Raw genomic sequence first — 14,538 nt, forward strand, 5'->3', positions numbered from 1 at the left:
ACCTACTTGTCGAGCAGGATGCGCAGCATGCGGCGCAGCGGCTCGGCCGCGCCCCACAGCAGCTGGTCGCCGACCGTGAACGCCGACAGGTATTCACCGCCCATCGCGAGCTTGCGCAGGCGGCCGACCGGCACCGTCAGCGTGCCCGTGACGTTCGCCGGCGACAGGTCGCGCATCGACGCTTCACGCTCGTTCGGCACGACCTTCACCCAGTCGTTCGCCGATGCGAGAATGCCGTTGATCTCGTCGAGCGGCACGTCCTTGTTCAGCTTGATCGTCAGCGCCTGCGAGTGGCAGCGCATGGCGCCGATTCGCACGCACAGGCCGTCGACCGGAATCGAACCCGGCTCGCCCATCGCCGGCTTGCCGAGGATCTTGTTGGTTTCCGCGCCGCCCTTCCACTCTTCCTTCGACATCCCGTTGCCGAGATCCTTGTCGATCCACGGAATCAGCGAACCGGCGAGCGGCACGCCGAAGTTGCTCGTCGGCATCGCGTCGCTGTTCATCGCGGCCAGCACGCGGCGGTCGATGTCGAGGATCGCAGAAGCCGGATCGGCGAGTTGCGCCTGAACCGCGCCGTTCAGCGTGCCCATCTGCGCCAGCAGTTCGCGCATGTTCTGCGCGCCCGCGCCCGATGCGGCCTGGTAGGTCATCGCCGTCATCCAGTCGACGAGGTTCTCGCGGAACAGGCCGCCGAGCGCCATCAGCATCAGGCTGACCGTGCAGTTGCCGCCGATGAAGTTCTTCTGGCCCTTGACGAGCGCGTCCTTGATCACGTCGAGGTTGACCGGATCGAGGATGATGACCGCGTCGTCCTTCATCCGCAGCGACGATGCCGCATCGATCCAGTAACCGTTCCAGCCGGCCGCGCGCAGCTTCGGGAACACGTCGTTCGTGTAGTCGCCGCCCTGGCACGTGATGATCACGTCGCACTTCTTCAGCTCGTCGACGTTGGTCGCGTCCTTGAGCGTAGTCTCGTTTTTCGCGAACGACGGCGCTTTGCCGCCCGTGTTGCTGGTGCTGAAAAACACCGGTTCGATCAGGTCGAAATCGCCCTCTTCCTGCATGCGCTGCATCAGGACGCTACCGACCATGCCGCGCCAACCTACGAGACCTACGTTCATGACTAACCCTTTGATGGAGCTTCCCCGCCATTCCGTCCCCGGTGTGACCGCGCGGGGAAATAGGCGGGCACGACGGACGATCAGCGTTTAATGATCGTTTTCGTGGTAATGGTTTTCGTGATGACGATGGCGCGCGCACCCGCACGGGCTGTGTTGCCGTGGAGTTTCAAGACCGGGGAGATCAGGGAAAGATGCGCCATCGTTCGAGTCTACACAAAGCCGGTGGCCCGCACAACGGCCAACCGCACGCGAACCGGCCGATTTCGCGGCCTGTTCGCGCCCTTTCTACATGATCGCGTTACAGCGCCGCGACCACCGCGTCGCCCATCGCCGTCGTGCCGACCTGCTGGCAACCCGGCGTCGCGATATCGCCCGTGCGGTAGCCCTGTTCGAGCACCGTTTTCACCGCACGCTCGATGCGATCGGCCTGCTCCGCGCGATTCAGCGAATAGCGCAGCATCATCGCGGCCGACAGGATCGTCGCGAGCGGGTTCGCGATGCCCTTGCCCGCGATGTCCGGCGCCGAACCGTGCGACGGTTCGTACAGGCCCTTGTTGTTCTTGTCGAGCGACGCCGAAGGCAGCATGCCGATCGAGCCCGTCAGCATCGACGCTTCATCCGACAGGATGTCGCCGAACATGTTGCCCGTGACGATCACGTCGAACTGCTTGGGCGCCTTCGCGAGCTGCATCGCCGCGTTGTCGACGTACATGTGCGACAGCTCGACGTCCGCGTATTCCTTCGACACGTCGATCATGATGTCGCGCCAGAACTGCGACGTCTCGAGCACGTTCGCCTTGTCGACCGACAGCAGCTTCTTCGCGCGCTTGCGGGCCGCCTGGAACGCGACGTGCGCGATGCGGCGCACTTCCGGTTCCGAATAGCGCATCGTGTCGAAGCCTTCGCGCTCGCCCGCGAACAGGCCGTCCGGTGCGGCGCGCACGCCGCGCGGCTGGCCGAAGTAGATGTCGCCGTTCAGTTCGCGCACGATCAGGATGTCGAGGCCCGCGACCAGCTCGGGCTTCAGCGGCGACGCATCGACGAGCTGCGGATAGCAGATTGCCGGGCGGAAGTTCGCGAACAGCTCGAGGTGCTTGCGCAGCCCGAGGATCGCCTGCTCGGGGCGCAGCGCGCGCTCGAGCGAGTCGTACTTCCAGTCGCCTACGGCACCGAACAGGATCGCGTCGGCGTCCTTCGCGAGCTTCAGCGTCGCGTCGGGCAGCGGATGGCCGCTCGCCTCGTAGCCCGCGCCGCCGACCGGCGCCTGTTCGAGTTCGAACTTCTCGTCGAGTGCGTTCAGCACCTTCACCGCTTCATTGACGATTTCCGGACCGATGCCGTCGCCGGGCAGCACTGCAATCTTCATGCGAAATTCCTGACTGGGTAGGTTTTTATGGAGGCAGGCCGGCGAACGCGCCGCCGGCGCGCCCGCCCGAAAGGCGATCTCAGCCGACCAGCTTGGTGTTGAGCCACGGCTGCTTCACGAGGCGCTCGGCCTCGAACTGGCGGATCTTGTCCGCGTGGCGCAGCGTGAGGCCGATGTCGTCGAAGCCGTTCAGCAGGCAGTACTTGCGGAACGCGGCGATCTCGAACGGATACTCGCGGCCGTCGCCCGTGCGGACGACCTGCGCGTCGAGATCGACCGTCACCTCGAAGCCGTTGAACGCGACCGTCTCGTTGAACAGGTGATCGACCTGCTGCTCGGCCAGCACGATCGGCAGCAGGCCGTTCTTGTAGCAGTTGTTGAAGAAAATATCGGCGAAGCTCGGCGCGATGATCGCGCGGAAGCCGTACTGTTGCAGCGCCCACGGCGCATGCTCGCGCGAGCTGCCGCAGCCGAAGTTCTTGCGTGCGAGCAGCACGGATGCGCCCTGGTAGCGCGGCTGGTTCAGCACGAAGTCGGGATTCAGCGGGCGCTTCGAGTTGTCCTGGCCCGGCTCGCCGTGATCGAGATAACGCCATTCGTCGAACGCGTTCGGACCGAAGCCCGTGCGCTTGATCGACTTCAGGAACTGCTTCGGGATGATCGCGTCGGTGTCGACGTTCTCGCGATCGAGCGGCGCCACGACGCCGGTATGCACTGTGAATTTTTCCATGATCCGTCTATCCGGTTGAAGGGCCGGCGTTCAGCCGGCGCACATCGACAAATTCTCGGTGGGGGACGTCACTCCGCGGCGCGCTTCAGCGCGCTGCCGGCAGCGTTGACGTCCTGCCCGAAGCCCTGGACGGTATTGCAGCCCGCCAGGCCGAAGCCCAGCCCTGCGAGCGCCAGCGCGGCAACCAGCCGCGCAATGATCTTCGATGCCGTCACGCGTTACCCCAGCTGGCGAATGTCGACGAAATGGCCTTCGATGGCCGCGGCCGCCGCCATCGCGGGGCTCACGAGGTGCGTGCGACCGCCCGCGCCCTGCCGGCCTTCGAAGTTGCGGTTCGACGTCGATGCGCAGCGCTCGCCCGGCTCGAGCCGGTCGGCATTCATCGCGAGGCACATCGAGCAGCCCGGCTCGCGCCATTCGAAGCCGGCGTCCGTGAACACCTTGTCGAGCCCTTCGCGCTCGGCCTGTGCCTTCACGAGGCCCGAGCCCGGCACGACCATCGCGAGCCGCACGTTCGACGCGACGCGACGGTTCAGCTTCTTCACGACATACGCGGCTGCGCGGATGTCTTCGATTCGCGCGTTCGTGCACGAGCCGATGAAGATCTTGTCGACCTTGATCGATTCGATCGGCGTGTTCGGCTCGAGCGCCATGTAGGCCAGCGCACGCTCCATCGCATCGCGCTTGACCGGATCCTTCTCGCGCTCGGGATCGGGCACGCGGCCGTCAATCGACGTGACCATTTCCGGCGACGTGCCCCAGGTGACCTGCGGGACGATTTCGGCGGCGTTCAGCTCGACCACGCGATCGAACTGCGCGCCGTCGTCCGACTTGAACTGGCGCCAGTATTCGACGGCCTGGTCCCATTCCGCGCCGGTCGGCACGAACGGGCGGCCCAACAGGTAATCGATCGTCGTGTCGTCCACCGCAACCATGCCGGCGCGCGCGCCAGCCTCGATCGCCATGTTGCAGACGGTCATGCGGCCTTCCATCGTCAGCGCGCGGATCGTCGAGCCGCCGAATTCGATCGCGTAGCCCGTGCCGCCGGCCGTGCCGATCTTGCCGATGATCGCGAGCACGATGTCCTTCGCGGTACAGCCGCGCGGCAACGTGCCCTCGACCTTCACGAGCATGTTCTTGCTCTTCTTCTGCAGCAGGGTTTGGGTGGCGAGCACGTGCTCGACTTCCGACGTGCCGATGCCGTGCGCGAGCGCACCGAACGCGCCGTGCGTCGACGTATGCGAATCGCCGCACACGATCGTCATGCCCGGCAGCGTCGCGCCCTGTTCCGGCCCGATGATGTGGACGATGCCCTGGCGCACGTCGTTCATCTTGAACTGCGTGATGCCGAACGCATCGCAGTTCGCGTCGAGCGTGTCGACCTGGAGCTTCGAGACGGGATCGGCGATGCCGTGGCTGCGATCGGTGGTCGGCACGTTGTGGTCCGACACGGCCAGGTTCGCGCTGATGCGCCACACCGGACGCTGCGCCATCTTCAGCCCTTCGAACGCCTGCGGGCTCGTGACTTCATGCAGCAGCTGACGGTCGATGTAGAGCAGGGTCGTGCCGTCTTCCTCGGTGTGGACCACGTGGGTGTTCCACAGTTTGTCGTAGAGAGTCTGTGCCATGGGTATGCGGGGTCGTTGTGACTACAAGCCTTGCGGATGTGATCGATTATGCCACGCAAAATCCGCCCACGGAGTACCACGATAACGAAAAAAGTGAATAAAAACAGTGGGTTGGGTGGTACACGCGATACCCGGATAAGCATTACCCGGCAACGCGGGCACCACGGCGCGGTGGCCACTGCCGCCACCGCGCTGCGCATGTCACGGCGACACGCGAAAGGACATGACGGTTCCGGAATGGAAGAGGTCGATGAACGGGAGATGTTCCGCGAACGCCCGGCAGTGTCAGCCGTTCGGGTACTCGCGGTTGATCAGGTCGAGCCGCAGCATGCCCAGTTGCACGCCGACGTTGCTCAGCAGGTAGAGATCGCGGCGCCGCAATGCCGGCATCTGCGCGGACGCGTCGTAAAGCGACGGTAGCGCCAGGCCCGCCGGCACCGCGGCCTGCATCCCCGCGGCGTTCGACACGCGCACGGCAAGCGACGCCTGATCCGTATGGGTGACGACCCCGACGTTGCCGAGTGCCGCAGCCGAGCCGGCCCGCTTGACGATCGCGGCAGCGACGCCGTCTGGCGTCGGGATCGGGCTGCCGGCGGCCAGGGCCGGGGTCGCGATCGACGTCACGCCGGCCGTCAGCCCGTATTTCGACGCGAGCACGCTCGCGACTTCCTGCTGCGCGAAGATCCGCACGGCAACTGTCTGGCGCAGCAGGAACACGGCGTCGGCAATCGCCTCGTTCACCGGGCCCGGCACCGCCGCGGCGCGACTGCCGAAGCTGAGGGCGACAATCGTGTTGATGGCCGTGTTCTGGACGGTCGGCGGCAGCCACGAGAAAAACGGTTCGAACAGGTAGCCGGTCTCGTCGGTGGCGGCAGCGCGGTCGTTCAGTTCGTTCGTCAGCTTGCCGAGCATCTGGCGTTGCAGTTCGGCGTCTGAAACGGGCGCGTCGCTCGCGAAAGCCGGCGTACCGGCGGCGCCGGTCGCGGCCAGCGCGGAAGCGGAAACGGAAGCGAGAAAATGGCGGCGGGTCTTCATGGTCATCGGAATCGGGAAAGAGAAAATGCGTCAGCCCTTCGGGAACGCCTGCATCGTCGCGCCGATCGCACGGCCGAGCATCTGCGCATACATGTCGTGCACGAGGTACAGGCTGCGGTTACGCGTCCACGGCTGGCCCGACAGCGGGTCGTAAAGCGTCGGCAACGACACCTCGGCAACCGCGGCCGCCTTCATGCCCGCCTGTTGCGAGGTCTGGATGCAGCGCTTCGCGTGATCCCGATGACCGACCACCGCGACGCTGCCCATCGCAGCCGCGCCGCCCGCGCGCGACACGGCCTCTGCGGCCACGCCCGCCGTACTGAGGTACACGATCGTGCCGTCGCTCGCGATCACGGGCTCGATCGACGACAGCACGTCGGTGCCCATCCCGTATTTCGACACGAGAAAGCGCGCAATCTCCCACTGCGCGTAGACCTTGACGGGCTTCAGTTGCCGAATACGGTAGACGGCGTCCGCGAGCGCTTCGTTGACGGGCCCCGGATCGGGCAGCGCGGACTGGTTGCCGCCCGTGCTCGACGTATTGCCGCTTGCCGCGTTCGGGCGATTGCCGAAGCTGTATGCGACGATCGCGCCGATTTGCGCGGCCGGCACCGTCGGCAGGTCCCACGTGAAGCCGACATCGGTCAGCGCAGGCACGATCGCGTTGACCGTCGCGGCATCACCGAGCTGCGCGTTGAGCTTCGCGGACATTTGCGCGGCCAGCGCCTCATCGGTGACGGGCGCCGACGTGACGTCGTCGCCACCGCAAGCGCTCAACAACGGCGCCACGGCAACCGCGGGTGCGGCAGCCAGGAATTTTCTGCGTAAAGAAGCCGACGGGGTTCGATTCATGAGAAATACGAAATGATGCGAGCAACGCCAGCAGCCGATCACGACGTTGCAAATCGCGGGTTCACGGGAATGACAACCTGTTGCGTCGCACGGTTGGGCGATGGATGGCAGGGTCGACGCTCGAATCGAATCGCTGCGCATCGGTCGATCGACGATGCGGGATCGTAGTGGGCGTTTATTAAATCGCGGTGAACCTGTCGATCGAATGCGGACGATCGTCACGCTGTTTCATCGATGGACGCACGCGTTTCATCCATGGCGAGCATGTGCGGCCACCGTTTCATCGGTGGCGAGCGACGTGATTCGCCCGCCTCGTCGGGCGCTGCACATCGCGCTCCTGATTTCGAGATACGATGGCGCAACGCGCATGCCCCCCACGATCCGGATCCGGAGCCCCCGCCATGAAGCTCGGCCTGAACGAATCGCTCGCCCGCCTCGACGAAGATGGCACGCTGTTCACGACGCTGTTTCGCCACGGTACGCTCGACGTCGAGCTGTACCGGCCGCGCATCGAGGACAAGCAGAAGCCGCATACGCGCGACGAGGTCTACGCGATCGCCACGGGCACGTCACGCGTCGTCGTCGCCGGACGCGAATACGAAGTCGCGGCCGGCGACGTGCTGTTCGTCCCGGCACACGCGGAACACCGCTTCATCGGCTTCTCCGACGACTTCTCGACGTGGGTGTTCTTCTACGGCCCCGAAGGCGGCGAGCGCGGCGCGTAACGCATGTACGACGCACGCGGCACTTTTCCTGCGATCGCCTAGACTGTCTATTCGCAGCGGGTGGCGCGCGACGCGCGGCCGCCCGGTCGTCACGATGCCGGCGGCAGCCGGTTCAACGAACGGGAAGACAGCATGCGATACGAACTGTATTACTGGCCCGAGATCCAGGGCCGGGGCGAGTACGTGCGGCTCGCGCTCGAAGCGGCCGAAGCCGATTATGTCGACGTCGCGCGTGAATCGGGGCGCGGCATGGGCGTGCCGGCAATGATGCGGATGATGGACAGCTCGAAGGCGGAATGCGTGCCGTTCGCGCCGCCGTTCCTGAAAGCCGGCGACGTCGTCATCGGGCAAACCGCGAACATCCTGCTGTTTCTCGGCGCGCGGCTGGGGCTCGCGCCCGCCGACGAAGCCGGCCGGCTGTGGGTGCACCAGCTTCAGTTGACCGTCGCCGATTTCGTCACCGAGATCCACGACACGCACCATCCGATCGCAAGCGGCCTCTACTACGAGGATCAGCAGGCGGAAGCCGCCGAGCGTGCCGCCGATTTCCTCGAAAACCGGCTGCCGAAATTCCTCGGATACTTCGAGCGTGTACTCGCACAGAATCCGCACAAGAGCGGCTACCTCGCCGGCAACGCACTCAGCTATGCGGACCTGTCGATGTTCCAGTTGATCGAGGGCCTGCGCTACGCGTTTCCGAAAGCGATGAAGCGTGCGGAGCGGCAGATCGCGGCGCTGGTTGCACTGCACGACCGCGTTGCACTGCATACGCCTGTTGCGCTCTATCTCGAGTCGGAACGCCGCATCCCGTTCAACGACATGGGCATCTTCCGGCACTATCCGGAGCTGGACAAGTAACGCAGGCACGGCATCCGCGCCGCTTCCCTCATGTAGGGCAGCGGATGCCCCCTGCTCACGCGGCGACCGGCGTCTCGTGCAGATGACGCCGCGCGCCAGCCGCATGCATCGGAGCCGGCCGGACAAAACATGCCGGCTCCCGTTATCGCGCTTTCCGTACCAGGCAGTCAGTGCGACTGCCCGTGCTGCGTGGTCGCTGCATCGACGGCTTCGACCGAACGCGTCAGCCACGGCCCGATGTCCATCTCCTCGTAGCGCACGAGCCGGCTCTTGCGCGCACGGCGATACGCCCACCAGATCGCGACGAACAGCGGAATCCACACGTAGATCGACAGCACTTCCATCCAGTCGATGCGGGCCGCGAAGAACGCCTGGTAATCCTGCCCGAGCGAGATCACGATGCAGATCGCGATCGCGAACAGCGGCCCGAACGGGAACCATTTCGCGCGGTACGGCAGCTGATCGAGCCGGTAGCCCTGCTTCAGGAACCCCTTGCGGAACCGGTAATGGCAGACCGCGATGCCGAGCCACGCGATGAAGCCGGTGATGCCGACCGTATTCAGCAGCCACAGATAGATGCTCTGGTTGTTGGCCAGCGACGTGAGGAAGCACAGCCCGCCGACGGCCATCGTCGCGTACAGCGCGTTGCGCGGCACGCCGCCCGGCGACAGCGTCGCGAACATCGCCGGTGCGCGCCCTTCCGCCGCGAGGTTGTACAGCATCCGCGTGGCCGCGTAAGTCCCGGAATTGCCGGCCGACAGCACGGCCGTCAGGATCACGAGATTCATCGCGCCGGCCGCGAGCCGGAAACCCGCGTGGCTGAACACCAGCGTGAACGGGCTCACGCCGATGTCGGTCACGTCGCTCTTCAGCAGGTTCGGGTCCGTGTACGGCACCAGCAGCCCGATCACGAAGATCGCGAACACGTAGAACAGCATGATCCGCCAGAAGATCTGCTTCACCGCACGCGGGATCGTCTTGCGCGGGTTTTCCGATTCGCCGGCCGTGATCCCGACCAGCTCGGTGCCGAGAAACGAGAAGCCCGCGATCAGCGCGACGCTCATCATCGCGTGCACGCCGCCGACGAACGGCGCATCGCCCGTCGTGAAGTTGCGCAAGCCGACCGGATGCCCGTTCCCGATCAGGCCGGCGGCAATCAGCAGCCCGGCCGCGATGAACGCGACCACGGTGACGACCTTGATCAGCGAGAACCAGTATTCCGATTCGCCGAAACCGCGCACCGACAGCGTATTCAGCAGGAAGATCAGCACGAGGAACCCCGCGCCCCACCAGATGCCGGGCAGGGTTGGAAACCAGTAGCGCATCACGATCTGCGCGGCGACCAGCTCGATCGCGATCGTCACGGCCCAGCTGTACCAGTAGGTCCAGCCGAGCGCGACGCCGAAGCCTTCGTCGACGTACTTCTCGCCGTAGATCGCGAACGAGCCCGATACCGGCATCAGCGCGGCCATCTCGCCGAGGCCCGTGACGACGAAGTACACCATCAGCCCGATCGCGATATACGCGGCGATCGCCCCGCCCGGCCCCGCCTGCGCGACCGACGCCCCCGACGCGACGAACAGCCCCGTGCCGATCGAGCCGCCGATCGCGATCATCGCGATGTGGCGGCCCTGCAGACGGCGTTTCAGCGTCGTCCCGGACGGTGCGGCCGTCTCCGCTGCCGCTTGCAAAGCATCCATAGTGTTCACCCTGATTGGATTCAGGCCCGACGATTTGATTCGGAATGCAAATCGTCAGGCCGGGTCATTCGCGTCGAAGCCGGTCCTTCCCGGCCGCATCACACGACGCTGCGCTTGATCGCCTGCAGTTCGGCCGTCGTCACGATCTTCTCGATCCGGAACCGCGGGCTTTCCAGCCACAGGTTCGCGATCCGCCGGTACTCGTCGAGATCCTCGCACGCTAGCCGCACGAGAAAATCGAACGTGCCGCTGACGAGCCAGCAATCGAGCACGGCCGGATTCGCCCGCATTTCGTCCTCGAACGGCGCCTGCGAACGCCCGTGGTCGGCCAGCGTGATCTGCGCGATCACGACGATCGGCTTGGTCGCGCGCGGCGCCTTGATCACCGCGCGGTACCCTTCGATCACGCCGAGCGCCTCGAGCCGCTCCACGCGCGCCTGGCACGGCCGCGGCGTGAGGTTCACGAGCTCCGACAGCTTCCGGTAGGAAATCCGCCCGTCGGTGCGCAGGATGTCGAGGATCCGGAGATCGATCTTGTCGAGCTGCATCTTCTTGTCGGTCATCCGCGTTCGCTCCGGTCGGGTCGTGGCTGGTGCGCGGAACGTCTCCGGTTCCGCGCGGGGGCCACATTATCCGGCCGAAGCGGCCGCGCGCCAATCGGCTAGAACCGCAGCGACAGGCAGGTCAGGCCGCCGTCCATCTTGCGGAACTCGCTCGTATCGATCACGTGCAGCGGCAGCCCGAGCGACGCGATCTTGTCGTGCACGCGCGGGTAGCCGGCTGGCGTGATCAGCGTGCCGTTCACGCGCAGCGTGTTGCCCGCGTATTCGTCGGCGGCCGAGATCGCGATCCGGCGATAGCTGGCGAAGGCCGGATGCGCGGCCAGCGCTTCGGTGACGAGCAGCGTGTCGTCGCCGAGCGCGTTGACGACCGACTTGAGATGCAGGCCGGCGCCCACCGGCACCGCGACGACCGAGTAGCCGTAGCGCGACACGAGCGACTCGAACGCGGCGATGCCTTCGGCGTCGGTGCGGCCCGTCAGGCCGATGTAGAAGCGCTTGCCGACCTGCATCACGTCACCGCCGTCGAGCCGGCCGTCCTGCATCGGCAGCAGGTCGCGATGCGCGGCCAGCGCCGCTTCGATGTGCACCGTCTCGCCCCGCCGCGCCGGCGCACCGGGGCGCGTGATCACCGCGAATTCCGGCGTCACGACCGCGGTGTCCTCGACGAAGTGCGAATCGGGGAATGCCTCCAGCGGCGGCAGTTCGGTCAGCGCGACGCCGAGCGTGCGCAGCGCTTCGCAGTAAGCGTGGAACTGGGTGAGCGTCTTGTCGTAATCGGGTGCGCCGAGCTCGGCGGTGGTCAGGCCCGCGCCACAGGACGGCGCGGGGCGGCGAACGATCGCTTGCGTGAATTGCATCGACTCCTCCATGGTCAGCGCCACATCCGTGCTTCACACGGAGCGGCTGCGTTGTGTCCGGACCATTATCGGAAGCCAAATTGCGCAATTCGCGTCGATTTCGGCTGCGCCGGCAGCCGATTGCGTCGAATTGCGCGCGGCGCGCAGCCGATTCGGCAGCCTGCCGTGCGCCGCCCGGCGAGCCGCCGCCTTCTCATGCGGCATGCTTGCTACACGCCCGCCCCGAACCCCATCTGCGAACGGCCGAGCGCCGTGAGATCGCCCTCTCGGCCCCGCCCGTCGAATTCGACCTCGAAATGATCGGCCGGGAAATCGGGCGGGCTCTCGCCGCGCAGGAACGCAGCGCGCTGGCGCTGCAGGTATGCGTCGTTCTTCGCGCAACCGGGAGCGGCCGCGATGTACATCACGTTGCTGTCGCCGCTGCCGCGGTGCGCATCCTCGACCGCGTGCACGACGTCGCCGTGCCAGAACACCGCATCGCCCGGCTCCATGTGCGGGATCGGCACCAGCGCGTCGAGCAGCAGCGCGTGCCATTCGGGCCGGATCGACAGCGCGCGGCCCGGCCGCGCGCCGCACAGGTCGTCGTCGGCCACGTCGTCCTGCAGCGCACGCAGCACGACGTAGGCCATCGCGTTCGCCACCGGGATCAACTGCAGCGTGCCGTCGCCGGGCCCCTGCGGCGTCAGTGCGGTCCAGCCCTGGAACGTGCGGAACATCGAACACACGGCCGGCGACGGAATCTCCTCGACGTCGGGACGGAACGCCGCATCGTACGGATCGTAATCGCGCCAGCGGCCGGCCAGCACGTGACGGTAGACCTTGCGGAAATTCGCGCCGAGCCAGCGTTCGACGGAACCGCCGTCGACATGCGGCGACAGCCCGAGCGACGTCGAGCCGGGCGGGCGGCGACGAATCCGGTCCGCATAGGCCGGCACCTGGTCGGGATCGAAGTGCGTGCGCCCGCCGTCCGCGTGCCGCCACAGGCGGTTCAGGAACACGCGCGCCTGGGTCAGGGCCGGCGACTGGCGCGCAGCCACCTGCGGCTTCGACCAGTAGACGCCGTAGATCTGCGGCTTGCCCGACGCGAGGTTGCCGAAATAGCGGTCCTCGGCACGTGCGTGCAGCCGGTCGGCGAAGCGGTTCGCGTCCAGGTAGGCACCGATCTCGTCGTTCCAGTCGCGCGCCTGCTGCGCATCGAATACGCCACGGATCACGACCGCGCCATGCGTGCGGATCGCGGCAACCGCATGCGGATCGACGCTCCCTCTCGCGATGTCCGCAAACGGCACCACCGGAATCACGTCATGGCCATGCGCATGCGCACGCCGAATCGCGTCGACCTGCCGCGCAATCTCGCCCTCCAGTTCGCGGAACGTGGCCGCATAACCGGGCAAGTCGGCGCGCAGCGCCCGTTTCGCGTCGCGAATCGCGGCAGGCAGGTCGTCAATCGTCAGTTGCATCGTGGTCTCCTCGCTGACAGGTGTCGTGATGTGCTGTCAGCGTACGGCCGGCGCGCGGTCGCGATTACCACTATCCGGCCAACTATCGATACAATCCTGACAACCGGGCGTCACGCCGGACGATGGCAGACCACGCACAGCTTGTTGCCGTCCGGATCGCGGAAATAGGCGCCGTAGTAGTCGCGGTGATAGTCCGGCCGCAGGCCCGGCGGCCCTTCGCAAGTGCCGCCGTGGCGTAGCGCGAGCGCGTGGCAGCGATCGACGTGCGCGCGGGTCGGCGCAACGAACGCGATCGTGTGGCCGTTGCCCCGCTCGGGCGCGCGGCCGTCGAGCGGGTGGCCGAAGAAGAACAGCGGCCGGTCGGTGTCGGCCGGCATCCAGCCCGACCAGCCGTCCGGCTCGCGGAATTTCAGGCGCAGCCCGAGTTCCGCGAACAGCGGCGCGTAGAAATCGTAGGCGCGCGCGGTGTCGGCCACCCCCACGCAAACATGTGAAAACATGGCATCGCTCCGTCGTGACGATCGCTCACGATCATGCCACGGCGCGATGCCGGCGCTCCCCCGGAGGCCGCAATGAAACCGCAGTACGAGCACGTGACGTTCGCCCCCGGCTGTTCGATCCGCGTCTATCACCGCCAGCTCGCGCGCATCCCGTTCGAATGGCATCGCCATCCCGAGTACGAACTGACGTTGACGCTCAACAGCCGCGGCCGGCGCTTCATCGGCGATCACGTCGCGCACTACGCGGACGACGACCTGGTGCTCGTGCCGCCCAACCTGCCGCATACGTGGTCGTCGAATGCACGCATCGATCGCGACGCGCCTGAAGTCGCGCTCGTGATCTGGTTCGACGGCGACTGGGCGCGGCGTCTGGCCGACTGTTGCCCCGAATACGCACCGCTGCGCTCGCTGCTGCGGCGTGCCGCACCGGGCCTGCGCTTCGACGCGGATGCAGCCCGCGCGATGCGCGTGCGGCTGCCGCAGTTGCTCGATCCGTCGCCGCGCACCCGGCTCGCGGCCGCGCTCGACACGCTCGCCGATCTCGCGGAAGCCGGCGGCGAACCGCTCGCCACCGCGCACGCGTACGAGCGCACCGACGGCACGACACGCCAAACCGACGCAGCCGCCCCCGAAGCCGAACGCCTCGACCGCGTGCTCGACGCGATCGACCGGCACTTCCACGAGCCGTTGCGCATCGACGCACTCGCCGCCACCGCGCACATGTCCGAACGCACGTTGCAGCGCCTGTTCGTCCGGCATCTCGGCGAAAGCGTCGGCCGCTACGTGCAGCGGCTGCGGCTCGCGCACGCGTGCCGTCACCTCGTCGGCACCGACTGGCCGATCGCGACCGTGGCCGCGCGCTGCGGCATTCCGAATGCCGCGAACTTCAATCGGCAGTTCCTTGCCGCACGCGGGATGACGCCGGGCGCATACCGGCAATTCTTCGTGCAGCACGGCCACGCGCCCGATCACGACGCGCCCGCACTCGACACGCGCCCGCCGTCGCTGGAACGCCACGCGGGTCGGAGCGAACCGCGGCCGCCCAAATGAAAACACCCCGACAGGATGACCCGTCGGGGTGTCGTGGCGTTGCGATCGCCCGACGCGAGCGGCCTGCCGGCCGTTCGCGCCGCGCACGAC

General features: G+C 66.6%; 15 protein-coding genes. 3 read left to right on the top strand and 12 right to left on the bottom strand.

Annotation, left to right across the window (positions count from 1 at the left end; translation table 11 throughout):
- Positions 1–2: 2 nt before the first annotated feature.
- The 7 genes from asd to CFB43_RS27465 all read right to left on the bottom strand — a co-directional run bounded on the left by asd (position 3) and on the right by CFB43_RS27465 (position 6,735).
- A complete protein-coding gene (gene asd / locus CFB43_RS27430; protein WP_069251145.1) occupies positions 3–1,124 on the bottom strand; it encodes an aspartate-semialdehyde dehydrogenase in 1,122 nt (373 codons plus the stop codon).
- A 298-nt stretch (positions 1,125–1,422) separates the two neighbouring features.
- The gene (gene leuB / locus CFB43_RS27440) at positions 1,423–2,490 is read right to left on the bottom strand and encodes a 3-isopropylmalate dehydrogenase (protein ID WP_089497362.1); all 1,068 of its coding nucleotides are present in this window, start codon (positions 2,488–2,490) and stop codon (positions 1,423–1,425) included.
- A gap of 79 nt (positions 2,491–2,569) precedes the next feature.
- Entirely contained in the window at positions 2,570–3,220 is a 651-nt protein-coding gene (leuD, locus tag CFB43_RS27445) for a 3-isopropylmalate dehydratase small subunit (protein WP_089497363.1), read from the bottom strand.
- A 68-nt stretch (positions 3,221–3,288) separates the two neighbouring features.
- Positions 3,289–3,435 (bottom strand): entericidin A/B family lipoprotein, encoded by a 147-nt coding sequence (locus CFB43_RS27450; protein WP_089474479.1) that lies wholly within the window; start codon positions 3,433–3,435, stop codon positions 3,289–3,291.
- 3 nt (positions 3,436–3,438) lie between these two features.
- Positions 3,439–4,848, bottom strand: a complete 1,410-nt coding sequence (leuC, locus tag CFB43_RS27455) for a 3-isopropylmalate dehydratase large subunit (RefSeq protein WP_089427948.1) — start codon at positions 4,846–4,848, stop codon at positions 3,439–3,441.
- Between the two features lie 285 nt (positions 4,849–5,133).
- A complete protein-coding gene (locus CFB43_RS27460) occupies positions 5,134–5,883 on the bottom strand; it encodes a Tat pathway signal protein (RefSeq protein ID WP_089497364.1) in 750 nt (249 codons plus the stop codon).
- A gap of 30 nt (positions 5,884–5,913) precedes the next feature.
- A complete protein-coding gene (locus tag CFB43_RS27465; RefSeq protein ID WP_089498163.1) occupies positions 5,914–6,735 on the bottom strand; it encodes a hypothetical protein in 822 nt (273 codons plus the stop codon).
- 401 nt (positions 6,736–7,136) lie between these two features.
- On the opposite strand from CFB43_RS27465, the gene CFB43_RS27470 reads away from it, so the two are divergent.
- Positions 7,137–7,460 carry a cupin domain-containing protein gene (locus CFB43_RS27470; protein ID WP_089497365.1) on the top strand — a complete coding sequence of 108 codons (324 nt, stop codon included), beginning with the start codon at positions 7,137–7,139 and terminating at the stop codon, positions 7,458–7,460.
- A gap of 132 nt (positions 7,461–7,592) precedes the next feature.
- Positions 7,593–8,318, top strand: coding sequence for a glutathione S-transferase (locus CFB43_RS27475; protein ID WP_089497366.1), 726 nt, complete (start codon positions 7,593–7,595; stop codon positions 8,316–8,318).
- A 167-nt stretch (positions 8,319–8,485) separates the two neighbouring features.
- Here CFB43_RS27475 and CFB43_RS27480 read toward each other — a convergent pair whose 3' ends face one another.
- The 5 genes from CFB43_RS27480 to CFB43_RS27500 all read right to left on the bottom strand — a co-directional run bounded on the left by CFB43_RS27480 (position 8,486) and on the right by CFB43_RS27500 (position 13,398).
- Positions 8,486–10,018 carry an amino acid permease gene (locus CFB43_RS27480; RefSeq protein WP_089497367.1) on the bottom strand — a complete coding sequence of 511 codons (1,533 nt, stop codon included), beginning with the start codon at positions 10,016–10,018 and terminating at the stop codon, positions 8,486–8,488.
- 98 nt (positions 10,019–10,116) lie between these two features.
- Positions 10,117–10,581 carry an Lrp/AsnC family transcriptional regulator gene (locus CFB43_RS27485; protein ID WP_089427955.1) on the bottom strand — a complete coding sequence of 155 codons (465 nt, stop codon included), beginning with the start codon at positions 10,579–10,581 and terminating at the stop codon, positions 10,117–10,119.
- A gap of 98 nt (positions 10,582–10,679) precedes the next feature.
- Complete coding sequence (locus CFB43_RS27490) at positions 10,680–11,438, bottom strand: dimethylarginine dimethylaminohydrolase family protein (protein ID WP_089498164.1); 759 nt, start codon at positions 11,436–11,438, stop codon at positions 10,680–10,682.
- Between the two features lie 209 nt (positions 11,439–11,647).
- Positions 11,648–12,898, bottom strand: a complete 1,251-nt coding sequence (locus CFB43_RS27495; RefSeq protein WP_089497368.1) for a DUF1479 domain-containing protein — start codon at positions 12,896–12,898, stop codon at positions 11,648–11,650.
- A 110-nt stretch (positions 12,899–13,008) separates the two neighbouring features.
- Positions 13,009–13,398: a VOC family protein gene (locus tag CFB43_RS27500; RefSeq protein WP_089497369.1), complete on the bottom strand. Its 390-nt coding sequence runs from the start codon at positions 13,396–13,398 to the stop codon at positions 13,009–13,011.
- 72 nt (positions 13,399–13,470) lie between these two features.
- Here CFB43_RS27500 and CFB43_RS27505 point away from each other — a divergent pair, with 72 nt between their 5' ends.
- Positions 13,471–14,448 carry a helix-turn-helix domain-containing protein gene (locus CFB43_RS27505; protein WP_089497370.1) on the top strand — a complete coding sequence of 326 codons (978 nt, stop codon included), beginning with the start codon at positions 13,471–13,473 and terminating at the stop codon, positions 14,446–14,448.
- The last annotated feature ends 90 nt before the right edge of the window (positions 14,449–14,538 follow it).

The organism is Burkholderia sp. AU15512 (assembly GCF_002223325.1).
GTDB lineage: Bacteria > Pseudomonadota > Gammaproteobacteria > Burkholderiales > Burkholderiaceae > Burkholderia.

Excerpts from the sequence above, each read along its gene's own strand:
- CFB43_RS27490 (WP_089498164.1), bottom strand. The coding sequence starts at position 11,438 with ATGCAATTCACGCAAGCGATCGTTCGCCGCCCCGCGCCGTCCTGTGGC.
- leuB (WP_089497362.1), bottom strand. The coding sequence starts at position 2,490 with ATGAAGATTGCAGTGCTGCCCGGCGACGGCATCGGTCCGGAAATCGTC.
- CFB43_RS27480 (WP_089497367.1), bottom strand. The coding sequence starts at position 10,018 with ATGGATGCTTTGCAAGCGGCAGCGGAGACGGCCGCACCGTCCGGGACG.
- asd (WP_069251145.1), bottom strand. The coding sequence starts at position 1,124 with ATGAACGTAGGTCTCGTAGGTTGGCGCGGCATGGTCGGTAGCGTCCTG.
- CFB43_RS27475 (WP_089497366.1), top strand. The coding sequence starts at position 7,593 with ATGCGATACGAACTGTATTACTGGCCCGAGATCCAGGGCCGGGGCGAG.
- CFB43_RS27460 (WP_089497364.1), bottom strand. The coding sequence starts at position 5,883 with ATGAAGACCCGCCGCCATTTTCTCGCTTCCGTTTCCGCTTCCGCGCTG.
- CFB43_RS27505 (WP_089497370.1), top strand. The coding sequence starts at position 13,471 with ATGAAACCGCAGTACGAGCACGTGACGTTCGCCCCCGGCTGTTCGATC.
- CFB43_RS27495 (WP_089497368.1), bottom strand. The coding sequence starts at position 12,898 with ATGCAACTGACGATTGACGACCTGCCTGCCGCGATTCGCGACGCGAAA.
- leuD (WP_089497363.1), bottom strand. The coding sequence starts at position 3,220 with ATGGAAAAATTCACAGTGCATACCGGCGTCGTGGCGCCGCTCGATCGC.
- leuC (WP_089427948.1), bottom strand. The coding sequence starts at position 4,848 with ATGGCACAGACTCTCTACGACAAACTGTGGAACACCCACGTGGTCCAC.
- CFB43_RS27500 (WP_089497369.1), bottom strand. The coding sequence starts at position 13,398 with ATGTTTTCACATGTTTGCGTGGGGGTGGCCGACACCGCGCGCGCCTAC.
- CFB43_RS27485 (WP_089427955.1), bottom strand. The coding sequence starts at position 10,581 with ATGACCGACAAGAAGATGCAGCTCGACAAGATCGATCTCCGGATCCTC.
- CFB43_RS27470 (WP_089497365.1), top strand. The coding sequence starts at position 7,137 with ATGAAGCTCGGCCTGAACGAATCGCTCGCCCGCCTCGACGAAGATGGC.
- CFB43_RS27465 (WP_089498163.1), bottom strand. The coding sequence starts at position 6,735 with ATGAATCGAACCCCGTCGGCTTCTTTACGCAGAAAATTCCTGGCTGCC.